The sequence below is a fragment of the Candidatus Methylomirabilota bacterium genome, from assembly GCA_035260325.1.
Classification (GTDB): domain Bacteria; phylum Methylomirabilota; class Methylomirabilia; order Rokubacteriales; family CSP1-6; genus AR19.
The window spans coordinates 1-13,317 of record DATFVL010000278.1; the positions used below are offsets into that span (position 1 = coordinate 1).

At 71.1% G+C, this 13,317-nt stretch carries 12 protein-coding genes; 2 read left to right on the forward strand and 10 right to left on the reverse strand.

Features of this window, described 5'->3' with window-relative positions; all coding sequences use genetic code 11:
* The 10 genes from VKG64_17795 to VKG64_17840 form a co-directional block, all read right to left on the reverse strand.
* Window positions 1-2,334 (reverse strand): ComEC/Rec2 family competence protein (locus VKG64_17795; protein HKB26892.1); only part of this gene is annotated, 2,334 nt, incomplete at its 3' end.
* Window positions 2,331-2,810: a helix-hairpin-helix domain-containing protein gene (locus VKG64_17800; GenBank protein HKB26893.1), complete on the reverse strand. Its 480-nt coding sequence runs from the start codon at window positions 2,808-2,810 to the stop codon at window positions 2,331-2,333. The genes VKG64_17800 and VKG64_17795, both read right to left, overlap by 4 nt.
* Before the next feature lie 97 nt (window positions 2,811-2,907).
* The gene (locus VKG64_17805) at window positions 2,908-4,020 is read right to left on the reverse strand and encodes a zinc-binding dehydrogenase (GenBank protein HKB26894.1); all 1,113 of its coding nucleotides are present in this window, start codon (window positions 4,018-4,020) and stop codon (window positions 2,908-2,910) included.
* On the reverse strand, window positions 4,017-5,240 hold the full coding sequence (locus VKG64_17810) for an aspartate kinase (protein ID HKB26895.1): 1,224 nt from the start codon (window positions 5,238-5,240) through the stop codon (window positions 4,017-4,019). Before VKG64_17810 ends, VKG64_17805 begins: the two co-directional genes overlap by 4 nt.
* A gap of 49 nt (window positions 5,241-5,289) precedes the next feature.
* Window positions 5,290-5,670, reverse strand: coding sequence for a type II toxin-antitoxin system VapC family toxin (locus VKG64_17815; protein ID HKB26896.1), 381 nt, complete (start codon window positions 5,668-5,670; stop codon window positions 5,290-5,292).
* A gap of 854 nt (window positions 5,671-6,524) precedes the next feature.
* Window positions 6,525-6,920, reverse strand: a complete 396-nt coding sequence (locus VKG64_17820; GenBank protein HKB26897.1) for a hypothetical protein — start codon at window positions 6,918-6,920, stop codon at window positions 6,525-6,527.
* A 261-nt stretch (window positions 6,921-7,181) separates the two neighbouring features.
* Complete coding sequence (locus VKG64_17825) at window positions 7,182-8,177, reverse strand: lysylphosphatidylglycerol synthase transmembrane domain-containing protein (GenBank protein HKB26898.1); 996 nt, start codon at window positions 8,175-8,177, stop codon at window positions 7,182-7,184.
* Complete coding sequence (gene thrC / locus VKG64_17830) at window positions 8,174-9,232, reverse strand: threonine synthase (protein ID HKB26899.1); 1,059 nt, start codon at window positions 9,230-9,232, stop codon at window positions 8,174-8,176. The genes VKG64_17825 and thrC overlap by 4 nt, the downstream gene beginning before the upstream one ends.
* Window positions 9,229-10,572 carry a homoserine dehydrogenase gene (locus VKG64_17835; protein HKB26900.1) on the reverse strand — a complete coding sequence of 448 codons (1,344 nt, stop codon included), beginning with the start codon at window positions 10,570-10,572 and terminating at the stop codon, window positions 9,229-9,231. Before VKG64_17835 ends, thrC begins: the two co-directional genes overlap by 4 nt.
* 17 nt (window positions 10,573-10,589) lie before the next feature.
* Complete coding sequence (locus VKG64_17840) at window positions 10,590-11,759, reverse strand: aminotransferase class I/II-fold pyridoxal phosphate-dependent enzyme (GenBank protein ID HKB26901.1); 1,170 nt, start codon at window positions 11,757-11,759, stop codon at window positions 10,590-10,592.
* Between the two features lie 334 nt (window positions 11,760-12,093).
* Here VKG64_17840 and VKG64_17845 point away from each other — a divergent pair, with 334 nt between their 5' ends.
* Complete coding sequence (locus VKG64_17845) at window positions 12,094-12,975, forward strand: M23 family metallopeptidase (protein HKB26902.1); 882 nt, start codon at window positions 12,094-12,096, stop codon at window positions 12,973-12,975.
* Between the two features lie 43 nt (window positions 12,976-13,018).
* Window positions 13,019-13,317 (forward strand): response regulator (locus VKG64_17850; GenBank protein ID HKB26903.1); only part of this gene is annotated, 299 nt, incomplete at its 3' end.

Sequence of the window (13,317 nt, forward strand, 5' to 3'; positions counted from 1 at the left end):
GGTCTCGAAGCTCACCGCGCCGTCCGCGTCGGTGCGATAGATCCGGGCTCCCGCCTCGGCCAGGCGGGCCAGCACGCCCGCGTCGGGATGGCCGTACGGGTTCCGCGCGCCCACCGAGATGACCGCCACCGCGGGGCGGACGGCGCGCAGGAAGGCCGCGCTGGTCGAGGTGCGCGAGCCGTGGTGGGCGACCTTCAGCACGGTCGCGGCGAGCGGCACGCCCGCCGCGACGAGCACGTGCTCGCGCGGCGCCTCGATGTCCGACGCAAGAAGGAATGACACGAGCCCGTACTCGATCCGGAGCACGATCGCCTCGTCGTTCCGGCCCCTCCTCGATGCGAGGGCGACTGGACGGCGGGCCCCCTCCTCGACCACGCTAGCTACCCGTCGCGGCGCGGACGCGTCCGAGGCGCCGCGCCCGGCAACGCCCAGAAGCAACGGGTCTCGGAGGGGGCCCGCCATCCCGCCGCCCTCGCGGCTCAGGGGCCGGACGAGAGAGATCATCGCGCCGCCGAGCCAGCGGGGGCTCGCGGCGAGCGTGTCGGCGTCCCAGTTCTCGGTGACCGGGAAGAGACTCCGGATCGCCGGCATGCCGCCGGCGTGGTCGGCGTCGGCGTGGGTGACGACGGTCGCCGCGAGCCGGAGGACGCCCCGGTTCCACAGGAAAGGCGCGACGACGCGCTCGCCGGTGTCGAGGCGCATCGCCCCGCCGGGGCCGGCGTCCACGAGCAGGGCGCGCCCGTCGGGCCCCTCGAGAACGATCGCGTCGCCCTGGCCGATGTCGAGCACGGTGAGCCGCAGCCGGCCGTCGGGCGGGCGGGCGAGCGGCCACGCCTCGAGGGCGACGACGGCGCCCAGGAGCGCGAGCGCCGCCAGGCTGCCGCGCCACGCGGCACGCGGCCGCGTGGCCCGCAGATGCCACCAGACGAGCCCGAGCCCGAGCGCCGCGACATAGCCGACGATCGCGAGCGGGGGTGGGGCGGGCAAGTGCAGGACCGCGCCCGGCACCGCGGCGGCGAGGGCCACGACCGCGCGGAGCGCGAGAAGGACCGGCCAGGCGGCGTCGAAGGCCATCTGGGCGAGCGCCTCGCTCGCGAACGCCAGGCTGACGGCGAGGAGCCCGACGACGGTCGCGAGGCCGGCAAGGGGCACGACCGCGAGGTTCGCGACGACGCCGATCGTCGAGAGCTGGTTGAAGTGGGCGAGCGCGATCGGCAGGATCGCGAGCTGCGCGGCCAGGCTGACGCCGAGCGCGCCCAGCACGAGGCCGCGCGGCAGCGGGGCGGCGACGATTCCCGCGGTCGCGGCGAACGAGAGCTGGAAGCCGGGCTCGAGGAGGTCGCCGGGACGCCAGGCGAGGATCAGGAGCGCGGCCAGCGCCAGGCTGTTGGCGACCGAGGCCTCGCGCTCGAGGAGGAGCGCCGTGAGCACGAGCACCGCCATGATGACGGCGCGCAGGACCGACGGCTCGGGCCCGACGATCGCCGCGAAGCCGAGCACCAGGCCGATCGCGAGCACGGCCGAGGCGCGGCGGTCGAGGCGCAGGAGCCTGCAGAGCGCGAACACCGCCGCCGCCAGGAGGGCCACGTTGAACCCGGACACCGCCAGGACGTGGTAGACGCCGGCCCGGCGGAAGCCGTCGTCCAGCTCGCGGGGGAGGTCGGTGCGCTCGCCGAAGAGCAGGCCGGCGAGGAGCGCGGCGGAGGCGGGCGGAAGCGCACCCGTGATCGCCGCGAGCGCGCGGGCGCGGACGCGCGCCGACCAGGGCGGGCGCGGCTCGTCGAGCGCCACCAGGCGCTCGGCGCGCGCCGAGCCCGTGACGCGGATGCCGTCGCGCGCGAGGTGCGCCGCGTAGTCCAAGCCGCCGGGGTTGTGGAAGCCGGTCGCCGGGACGAGCTTCAGGTCGGCGGCGATCCGCTGGCCCTCGGCGAGCGGCGGCGGCTCGCCGTACACGGTCGCCTGGACGCGACCCGACCGCGGGGCGTCGTCCACGCGCTCGGTCTCGATCAGGAGGCGCGCGCGGTCGGCCGCGAGCCTGACGGGCGCGGCGGCGAGCCGTCCCTCCACGCGCGCGAGCCGCGGCAGCTCGAGCCGCGCGACGTGGTCGGGCGCGAGCGCCGGCTCGGCCCCGCGCAGGGCGCCGGCCGCCGTCACCCCCACGAGGAGCGCCCACGCCGCCCACGACCGACGTCCGAGGGCGAGGAGCGTCGCGCATGCGACGCTCGCCGTGATCCACGCCGCCCACGCCACGTCGGCGCGCGCCCACGGCGCCGAGGCGATGCCCGCGGCGAAGCCCGCCGCCACCGGCACGAAGGGCATGCGGTCGAGGATCACTCGGCGCTTCCCACCAGCGGCCGCAGGCGCTCGATCTTCGCGCGTCCGAGGCCGCGGACCCGACGCAGGTCGTCCACGCTCGCGAAGCGCCCCGCGGCCTCGCGCGCGGCGACGATCCGCGCGGCGAGCGCCCGGCCGACGCCGGGGAGCCCCGCAAGCTCGTCGAGGCCGGCGCGGTTGAGGTCCACGGGTGCCCCCGGCGCCTTCGCCGTCGGCGCGCGCGGCCGGGACGCGGGCACGCGCCCCCGCGTGTCGCTCCGGAGCCCCGCGGGACCGGCGCGCGTCGGTCCGCCGACCACGCCGCGCGGCGCGACTGGCGCTTCCCGCGTCTCGGGCAGGGCGCCACGGTCGAGCCGCTCCAGGCGCTCGACGAGATCGGGGTGCGCGCGGCGCCAGTGGCCGACGGCGAGGCCGAGGCCCGTGCCGAGGAGGACGACGAGCAGGACGAGGAGCTGGTGGCGCGTGTAGGGCGTCATGGGCCGACGATCCCACGCGGACCGGCGCGTGACTAGAGTCGAAAAGCGGATACGGTGCGCCGTCTCCCCGGGGAGACGGCGCACGGCGCGAGGGAGGCTAGGGGACGAGGGCCGCGCGCATGATCGTCGTCGTCTCCTTCGCGTGCCACTCGCTCTCGGCGAACGCCTGGTCGATCTTCTCGAGGGGATACTTGTGCGAGATCAGCTTGTCGAACGGCCAGCGCGCACGGTTCCGCACCAGGAAGTCGAGCGCGCGCGGGATCACCCACGGGTCGTACTGGATCACGCCCACGATCGACTTCGAGCCCCAGACGAGCAGCGACGGCTCGAGCTCCACCTTGGCGCCGCGGCTGATCGTGCCGATCTCGAGGTAGGTGCCGCCGGAGCGGAGCATCTCGATGCCCTCCGGGATCACCTGGGGGAAGCCGACGAAGTCGCACGCGACGTCGGCGCCCGTGCCGCCCGTCCACTGCCGCACGAGCGCGACGCGCTCCTTCTTGTCGGCGACCTCCCTCACGTTGAGCGTGTGGTCGGCGCCGAACGCCCTCGCGAGCGCCAGGCGGCCCGGGAGCTGGTCCACGACGATGACCGTCGCCGCGCCCATGTCCTTGGCCACCGCCGCCGCCTGGATCCCGAGGCCGCCCGCCCCCTGGATCACGACGCTCCCGCCGAAGCGGAGCCCCGCCCGGTGGAGGCCGAAGATCACCTGGCTCAGCGCGCAGTTCACCGGCGACACCAGCTCGTCCGGCAGCGCGTCGGGCACGAGGAAGAGCGCGCCGCGCGGCCGCAGGTAGTAGTACTCGGCGAAGGCGCCGTGGAAGTGCGGGAACTGCGAGGGCCCGACCGGGCGCTCGATCTTGGCCGGGCACGCCGCCGGTTCTCCGTGCAGACACGCGTGGCAGCGCCCGCACGGGTAGAAGTAGGTGTAGGCGACCCGGTCGCCCTCCTTGAGCGGGCGGCCGAGCGAGTCGGTCGTGACGCGCGCGCCGAGCCGCGCGACGCGCCCCGTCATCTCGTGGCCGAAGAGCCAGCCGTCGTCGGGCAGGCGCAGCGGCGCGTCGCCGCGCCAGAAGTGGAGGTCCGAGCCGCAGACGTTCGCGAGCGACACGCGGATCAGGACCGCGTCGGGCTCGACCTCGGGAATCGGCAGCTCGCGGATCTCGAACGGCTTGCCGGGGCCGAAGAAGATGGCGGCCTTGCCCTTGCTCATCGGCGGGCTCCTTTCCCCACCTCGAACGCGTCGTGGAGGGCGCGGACCGCGAGCTCCGCGTACTTGTCCTCGATGACGCACGAGACCGCGATCTCGGAGGTCGAGATCATCTGGATGTTGATGCCCTCCTGGGCGAGCGTCGTGAACATCTTCGCGGCGACGCCCGAGTGGCTGCGCATGCCCACACCGACGATCGAGACCTTGGCGACGCGCTCGTCGTGGACGACGCCCTGGGCGCCGATGCCCCGGGCGATCGACTCGAGCGTGGACACGGCGCGCGCGTGGTCGCCGCGGGGCAGGGTGAAGGACATGTCGGTGTAGCCGTCGCGGCTGATGTTCTGCACGATCATGTCCACCACCACGTTCGTCGCCGCGATCGCGCCGAACACCTGCGCGGCGATGCCCGGCCGGTCGGGGACGCGCAGGATCGAGATCTTCGCCTGGCTCCGGTCGTGGGTGACGCCGGTGACGACCACTTCTTCCATGCCCTGCTCCTCTTTCGTCACGAGCGTGCCCGGGTCCGGCTTGAACGACGAGCGCACGTGCACCGTGACGCCGTATTTCTTGGCGAACTCCACCGAGCGCGCCTGCAGCACCCGTGCGCCGAGGCTCGCCATCTCGAGCATCTCGTCGTACGCGACGCGCCCGAGCTTCCGCGCGTCGGGCACGATGGCCGGGTCGGCGGTGTAGACGCCGTCCACGTCCGTGTAGATCTCGCACACGTCGGCCTTGAGGGCCGCGGCGAGCGCGACGCCCGTGAGGTCGGAGCCGCCGCGGCCGAGCGTGGTGATCTCGTCGGTCTCGGAGAGCCCCTGGAAGCCGGCGACCACGGCGACCTCCCCCGCGTCGAGGCTCTGGCGGACGCGCTCGGCGCCGATCTGGGTGATCCGCGCCTTCGTGTGCCCGCTGTCCGTGCGGATGCCGACCTGGGGGCCCGTGAGCGAACGGGCCCGCACGCCGAGGTCCTGGAGGGCCATCGCGAGGAGCGCGATCGTGACCTGCTCGCCCGTGGCGAGCAGCATGTCCAGCTCCCGCGGGTCGGGGGCGGGCGTGATCTGCTGCGCGAGGCCCAGGAGGCCGTCGGTCGTCTTGCCCATGGCCGAGACGACGACGACGAGCTGGTTGCCGCGCGCGCTCTCGGCCACGCGGCGCGCCACGCTCCGGATCCGCTCGGCGTCGGCGACGGAGGAGCCGCCGTATTTCTGCACGATCAGCGCCATGACGTGTGGAGGCTACACGACGCACGGGGACCGCGCAAAGCCGCCCAGGTCATCGTCGCGCCGGCAGCACCGAGACTTCAGCCATTGGATAATCCTTGATATTGCCCGTCGCAACGACGGCCCGTTCCACGAACGCCGTGGCGGCGATCAAGCAGTCTGCCAGCTCGAGCCTTCGGCTGCGCGTGGTCCGCTTGAAGCGGCCGGCGACCTCGGCGATCTCGCGGGTCACGGGAACGATCACCAAGGCATCGAGGAGCGCACGCGTGGGCTCTTCCTCTGCCGGGCGCAGACCGGCGCACAGTTCGGCGACGGAGATGACCGAACAGCAGGGAACGGCATCGCGCGTTACCTCCAGGAGAAAGGCACGTATCGCTTCGCGGCCCCTCAGGACGTCGATGAGGACGTCCGTGTCGAGGATGACCTTGCTCATCGGCCCGCGGTGCGTTGGCGGGGGCGCGCGGACTTGCGCAGCGCGCGAACGAATCGGCGGGTCCCGCGCGCCAGCTCTGGGTGCGGTCCCTTTTTCCAGGTGCCGAAGCTCGAGTCGAGCGACTTGCGGAATCTGAGCCGCTTCAGCTCGCTTCGAAGCGCCTCGCTGACTACGCGGCTCTGCTCCCCCTTTGGAACAGTCTGCTTCAGTTCCTCAAGAAGCTCTGCCGGCAAGGTGAAATTTGCTTGCCTCACTGCGCCCATGTGTACCTCCTATATGATGGCCTATAGCCTATCATAGCAGCGGCACGGATTGACCCCGCTCGGATCGTGCCGGCTCTCGAAGAGGTCTCAATCCGCGCGCCGCGCGGGGCTCGACGCGAGTCGGAACGAGGAGGGCCGTCCCGAGTCCTACTGTGAGTGGGCCAAATCGAAGGAGCGATATGGTGACCTACTTCCCCTTCGGCCCACACGCGGGTCACTCAAGTGAAGATGGGGTCTGTACAGAAACGTGTACCCACGACGAAGGGATACTTCCGCCCGCACTCCTTACACCAGACGGCGCGTTCGCTCAGGCGTTCGCTCAGATATTTTCCGCGCTTACCTTCGAGAACGGCGCGCAGAGTTTTATCGCATGTATACTTTCCTACGGGCTCTGAACACCGACAGAATCGGATGTTTCCCGCTTCATAACACATCAGATGGACTAACGCGTCGCGAACGTCGATCCAAAAACCAGACATCATTACCCCCATGCGCGGAACGGTGGAGCGCCTCCCACGCCGCTCGCTGCGTCGCATCCGAGGCGTCCGTTCGCAGGCCCGTATCGTGGCGCTCGTTGCGAGGGTGCTCACCTCACGCGTGGGCTCTGGGTTTGCGTAAGTTGGTGACCTTGCCGTTCGGAGCGAGAAAGTAGAATTCGACGCTTGTTGGTAGACCGCCGTACTTGCGCAACCAAAGTTGCGCGACCTCGATTTGGTTGCCGAAGACGAGAAACCGTGTTCGAGCACGTACCTTCTCCAGCAGCCAGACGTGTCCTGTGATCTCCATCAGCTTCGCGGGTGGTTCGTACTGCCGAGCGACCATCGTGAGATACTTCGCATCTCCCACGATGGTCTCGTCCTGAGAAACGAGGTCAAACTTTCTCGGAAAGTCGTCGGGGGCGTTGGAGTGCAGCGGTACTCCGAAGTGCTTGGACATCCGCTCTTGAGCGAAGATCTCGAACTCGCGCCATCTCACACGGTTGGCCATGGCTTCCCCCGGAGAACCGCTGTCTCTCTACGAGATGCGATTCCTTGCGTACCATTGCATCCCTTACAGACCCCGCTATCGCCTCGACCGCCGACACCCATCCTTGCGCGCCTCTGACTCAGAGACATAGCACCGCTCGGGCTTCGTCTTGCCATAGAACTGCCCGGCCGGCAGCTGGTAGATGCACGGCTCGACCGAAGATGTCGTGACCCACGTGACGCTGATCAGCGAGGCGGGGCACAAACTGAAGTCAGGCCGCGCTTACGCCGGCGGCTGCGCGTGGGTGGCCTCGCCCAGGCTCATGTGCTCGCGCAGGAGGTAGAGCCAGCCGATGAGCGTGACGGGGACGATCTGGCTCGCGTGGAGGACGAGCGCGTAGCCGACCGCGGCCGACTGCGAGACGCCGAAGAGGCCGACGGCGAGCGCTGCCGCGGCGTGGAACACGCCGACGTAGCCGGGCGCCGAGGGGATCGAGACCCCGAGCCCGACGAAGGCGAGCACCGCGAAGCCCGCGACCCACGGCAAGTGCAGGTTCATCGCGACGAGCATGGTCCACATCGCGAGCGCCGGGATGACCCAGACGATGACGCTCCAGACGAGGAGCGGCAGGAGGTGGCCCGGCGCGCGCACGCCGTCGAGGCCCGTCACGAACGTCTCGAAGGCCCGGCGCAGGCGGCGCTCCAGCGCGGGCCAGCGGCCGGCGACCCGGGCGATCAGGCGCTCGCACGCGCCCGGCGCGACGACGAAGGCGGCGAGCGCCGCGATGCCGACGAGGTCGAGCGCCAGCAGGACGAGCGCCGCGACCTGCAGGTACGCGGGCACGGGGATCGCGAGGATCAGGAGCGCGAGGATGAGGACGACGGCGAGGCCGTCGAGCGCGCGCTCGACGACGAGCGTCGCGAGCGTCGTCCAGAAGCCGTGGGCGCGGCCGCCCCCGGCCGGAACCTTCCACCGGCGCGACACCACGTAGACGCGCACGAACTCGCCGGCGCGCAGCGGCAGGATGTTGTTCGCCATGTAGCCGATCCAGGTCGCCGGCACGAGCCCGGCCGGGTTCGAGCCCGGCGGGAAGAGGTAGACCCAGCGGCGCGCGCGCGCCCAGATCTGCGCCGGCGCCAGCGCCGTGGCGATCGCGGCCCAGCCCCAGTGCGTCTCGCGGAGCTGGCGGCCGAGCTCGGCCAGGTCCACGGCGCGGAAGAGATAGACGAAGAGGGCGGCGCTGATCGCGACGCCGAGGACGACCTTGAGCCGGTTCAGAGGCCGAGCTGGGCGAGGACGGCGTCGATCGAGGCCGGCACCGTCGTCGGCCGCGACGACGACTCGAGCGCCGTCTCGGGGTCCTTGAGCCCGTGCCCCGTGAGCGTGAGGACCAGGGTGGCGCCGGGCTCGAAGCGGCCGGCCTTGACCGTCTTGATGAGGCCGGCCACCGTCGCCGCGGACGCGGGCTCCATGAAGATGCCCTCCTCGCGGCTGAGCATCCGGTAGGCGCGCAGGATCTCCTCGTCGCTCACGATGTCCACCCAGCCCTTGGAGTCCTGCATGGCCTCGAGCGCCGGCCCCCAGGACGCGGGGTTGCCGATCTTGATCGCCGTCGCGACCGTGCGCGGCTCCTCGATGACGCGGTTCTCGTAGATGGGCGCCGCGCCCGCGGCCTGGAAGCCGATCATGCGCGGCAGCTCCATCATGCGCCCGGCGCGGTGGTACTCCCGGTAGCCGCGCCAGTAGGCGGTGATGTTCCCCGCGTTCCCGACGGGGATCAGGTGGTAGTCGGGCGCCTTGCCGAGCTGGTCCACGACCTCGAAGGCGGCGGTCTTCTGGCCCTCGAGGCGGAAGGGGTTCACCGAGTTCACGAGCGTCACCGGATGGGTCTCGGCGATCCGGCGCACGATCGAGAGCGCCTGGTCGAAGTTGCCGTCCACGGTGAGGACCTTCGCGCCGTGGATCGCGGCCTGCGAGAGCTTGCCGAGGGCGACCGAGCCCTTCGGCACCATGACGAAGGCGCGGATGCCCGCGCGCGCGGCGAACGCCGCGGCGGACGCCGAGGTGTTGCCCGTGGAGGCGCAGATGACGGCGCGCGAGCCGGCCTCGAGCGCCTTCGAGATCGCCATCGTCATCCCGCGGTCCTTGAAGGAGCCCGTCGGGTTGAACCCCTCGCACTTGAGGTAGATCGTGAGGCGCCGGTCGGTCGCCTCCTCGAGGCGCGGCGCGTGGATGAGCGGCGTGTTGCCCTCGCAGAGCGAGACGACCGGCGTCTTGTCCGTCACCGGGAGGAAGTCGCGGTACGCCTCGATGACCCCGCGCCAGGCCTTCATGCCGGGCCGCCCTCCACGCGGATCATCGTGGTCGCCGCGGCGACGTCCGGAAGCTTGTCGATGGCGGCGAGGGCGCGGCGCATGTCGAGCTCGCGCGCCTCGTGGCTCAGCATGACCACCGGCACCGCCTCGCGCTTGCCGCGCCCCTTCTGGATGACGTTCGCGATCGAGATGTTGTGCTCGCCGAGCACGCCCGCCACCCGCGACAGCACGCCGGGCCGGTCCTGGGCCATCACGCGCAGGTAGTAGCAGCAGCGGATCGAGTCCATCGGCCTGAGCGGGAGCGCCGCGGGGCCCGCGGAGGGCAGCTCGAGGGCGAGGGCGGGGATGCCGTGGGCGATCCGGCGCGCGATGCCGAGCGTGTCGGCCCACACGGCCGACGCGGTCGGCAGCTGGCCCGCGCCGCGGCCGTAGAACATGAGGTCGCCGACGGCGTCGCCCGTGATGAAGATCGCGTTGAAGACGCCCGAGACCGCGGCCAGCGGCGAGGCCGCCGGGATCATCGTGGGGTGCACGCGGACCTCCACCCCGGCGCGCTCGGCGCCGCGCCCGGCGCCGCCGGACGCCTTGGCGATCGCGAGGAGCTTGATCCGGTAGCCGAGCTCGCGCGCGTAGGCGATGTCGGCAGGCGTCACCCGCGTGATGCCCTCGGTGTGGATGTCCTTGAGGTCCACGAAGGTCCGGAAGGCGAGCGAGACCAGGATCTGGAGCTTGTGGGCCGAGTCCATGCCCTCGATGTCGAGGGTCGGGTCCGCCTCGGCGTAGCCCTGGGCCTGCGCCTCCTTCAGCACCAGCGAGAAGTCGAGGCCCTCGTCGGTCATCTTCGACAGGATGTAGTTCGACGTCCCGTTGACGATGCCGAAGACGGTCTGGATGTGGTTGGCGACGAGGCCCTCCTTGACCGCCTGGATGAGCGGGATGCCGCCGGCGACCGCCGCCTCGAACGCGAGCGTCACGCCACGGCGGCGCGCCTCGTCGTAGAGCTCGGCGCCGTGGTGGGCGAGGAGCGCCTTGTTCGCGGTGACGACGTGCTTGCCCGCCTGGAGCGCCTTGAGGATGAACGTCCGCGCGGGCTCGAGGCCGCCCACCAGCTCGATGACGATCTGGATGGACGGGTCGCCGAGCACCTTCGCCGCGTCGGGCGTCATCGGGAGCTTCCGGAGGTCGAGCCCCTCGCGGGGCCGCGTGAGGTCGAGGTCGGCCACCGCGGCGAGGGTGAGGCGGCAGCCGGCGCGCTCCTCGAGCATCGCGCGGCGGGACTCGAGGATCTTCACGACGCCGCCGCCGACGGTGCCGAGCCCGAGCAGCGCGATCCGGACGTCCTTCATGTCGGTGGACACGGGGCGTGGTCCGGCGGTCAGCGGGCGAGCTGCTTGAGCCCGCGCAGCGCCTGCCTGATCCGCTGCTCGTTCTCGACGAGCGCGAACCGGACGTACCCCTCGCCGTACTCGCCGAACCCGATGCCCGGCGAGACGGCGACCTTCGCGTCCTGGATGAGCATCTTGGAGAACTCGAGCGAGCCCAGCGCGCGGAACGGCTCGGGGATCGGCGCCCAGACGAACATCGTGCCCCTGGGCTTCGGCACCGACCAGCCCAGCTTGTTCAGACCGTCGACGAGGACGTCGCGGCGCTTCCGGTGGACCTCGACGATCTCCTCCACCACCTTCTGATCGCCCTCGAGCGCGATGATGCCGGCGATCTGGATGGGCTGGAAGGCGCCGTAGTCCAGGTAGGACTTGATCCGCGCCAGCGCGTGGATCATCCGCGCGTTCCCGCACACGAAGCCGAGCCGCCAGCCGGGCATGTTATACGACTTCGAGGTCGAGAACACCTCGACGCCGACGTCCTTCGCGCCCGGGATCTCGAGGAAGGACGGCGGCCGGTAGCCGTCGAAGGCGAAGTCGGCGTAGGCGAAGTCGTGGACGACCATGAGACGGTGCTCTTGCGCGAACGCGACGACCTTCTCGAAGAACGCGCGGTCCACGCACATGGTGGTCGGGTTGTGCGGGAACGAGAGGATCAGCAGCTTCGCCTTCGGCCACGCCAGCTTCGCGGCCTCCTCCAGCCGTGCGAAGAAATCCCCGTCCGGGGTCAGCGGGACCGACCGCAGGTCGCCGTCGGCGATGACCACCGAGTACGAGTGGATCGGGTAGGTGGGGTTGGGCACGAGCACGCCGTCACCCGGCTGCAGGACCGCGAGCGCCAGGTGGGCCATGCCCTCCTTGGCGCCGATCGTGGCGATCGTCTCCGAATCCGGATCGAGCTCAACGCCGTAGCGGTCCCGGTACCACCGGGCGATCGCGACGCGCAGGCGCGTGATGCCGCGCGACGCGGAGTAACGGTGGTTCTTGGGATTCTGCACCGCCTCGATCAGCTTCGCCACGATGTGCTTCGGCGTTCCGAGATCCGGGTTGCCCATCCCGAGATCGATCACGTCCTCGCCCCGCGCGCGCGCCTTGCTCTTCAGGTCGTTGACGATCGCGAACACGTAGGGCGGAAGCCGCTTGATCCGATAGAAGTCGTCCATGCAGATTCTTCTCAGGGCCTGTCCCGCGATGATACAGGGTCGCGACGCGGAGTGTCAATAAACGCCGGTCTCACGCGGAGTTAGGGGCCGCGTCCACCTCCCGCGCGCCTTCACGGAACTTGCCACGTCGCGCACAAGGATTGGCCACCCTTGCCGTAATGGCAGGGCGGGGCGCCGTTAACTCCTCGATTATGCGGAAAGACCTGTCCGGCACGGCATTTGCGACTCAGCGTCGGGCATGGAGAGCTGGGAATCTTCCGTTGACAGCGTCCAAGAGCGGGTGCTAGAAACCGCTCAACCGTCGACGCTTCAGCCCAGGAGGGCAGGCCGGCGCTTGAAGGGTCGTGACCGGTTCAGCTTGCTCATCGTACGGGGCGACGGTGCCCGCGTCGCGCGCTTCAACTTCTCCCGACCCGTCGCCACCGGAGCGTTCGTGACCTTCGTGGTCTGCGCCTCCGTGCTGGGCGCGCTCGTCGGCGACTGGGTGCAGCTCCGCGACCTCACGCGCGAGGCCAAGACCTTCAGCCGGCAGATCGCCGACCAGCGCGCGACGATCGACGCGTTCAACCGCCGCGTCGCCGAGCTCCGCACGGAGATGGCGGGCTGGCGCGAGCTCCACGCGCGGATCTGGGAGCCGTTCGGCCCCGAGCTCACGCCCGGCAAGCGCGCGCGCGGGATCGGCGGCGGCTCGCTCGTGGCCGACCGCCCGGCCGCCCAGCTGAGCCCGCGGGACGAGCTCGAGCGGCTCGCCGACAGCGTCGCGGAGCAGGGCGAGAACCTCCGCGCCCTCGACCGGCTGATGGCGCGCGCGGGCAAGGCGCTCGCGGCGCTGCCGTCGCGCTGGCCCGTGCGCGGCTCGGTGAACTCCGAGTTCGGCAACCGCCTCTCGCCGTGGACGAAGGTCACCGAGTTCCACGGCGGGCTCGACATCAGCGCCGAGATGGGCACGCAGGTCCGCGCGCCCGCGGCCGGCACGGTCGTGTTCGCCGGCGTCCAGCCGGAGTACGGCACCACCGTGATCCTCGAGCACGCCAACGACATCCGCAGCATCTACGGCCACCTCTCGAGGGCCGCCGTGAAGCCCGGCGACCACGTCGAGCGGGGCGGGGTGATCGGTCTCACCGGCAACACCGGGCGTTCATCGGGTCCCCACCTCCACTACGAGATCCTCGTGAAGGGCCACTCGGTGAACCCCCGCGCCTACCTCTGGGACTAGAGCCCGTTCGGTCGCTCGGCTATGATCGGCGCCGGGGGCCGCGATGGCTCGCATCCTCGTCGTCGACGACGATCACGACATCTGCGAAGTTCTGGAGATGGGGCTGACGCACGCCGGCCACGAGGTGCGCGTCGCGGCCGACGGCGCGAGCGCGCTACGGCTCGTGCGCGCCGAGCCCTTCGACCTGATCATCACGGACATCTTCATGCCGGGCAAGGAAGGGATCGAGACCATCATGGAGATCCGCCGCGACTTCCCGGCGGTGAAGGTCGTCGCGATGTCCGGCGGGGGGCGGACGGGCGACCTCCACTACCTCCGCGACTCCGTCGCGCTCGGCGCGGT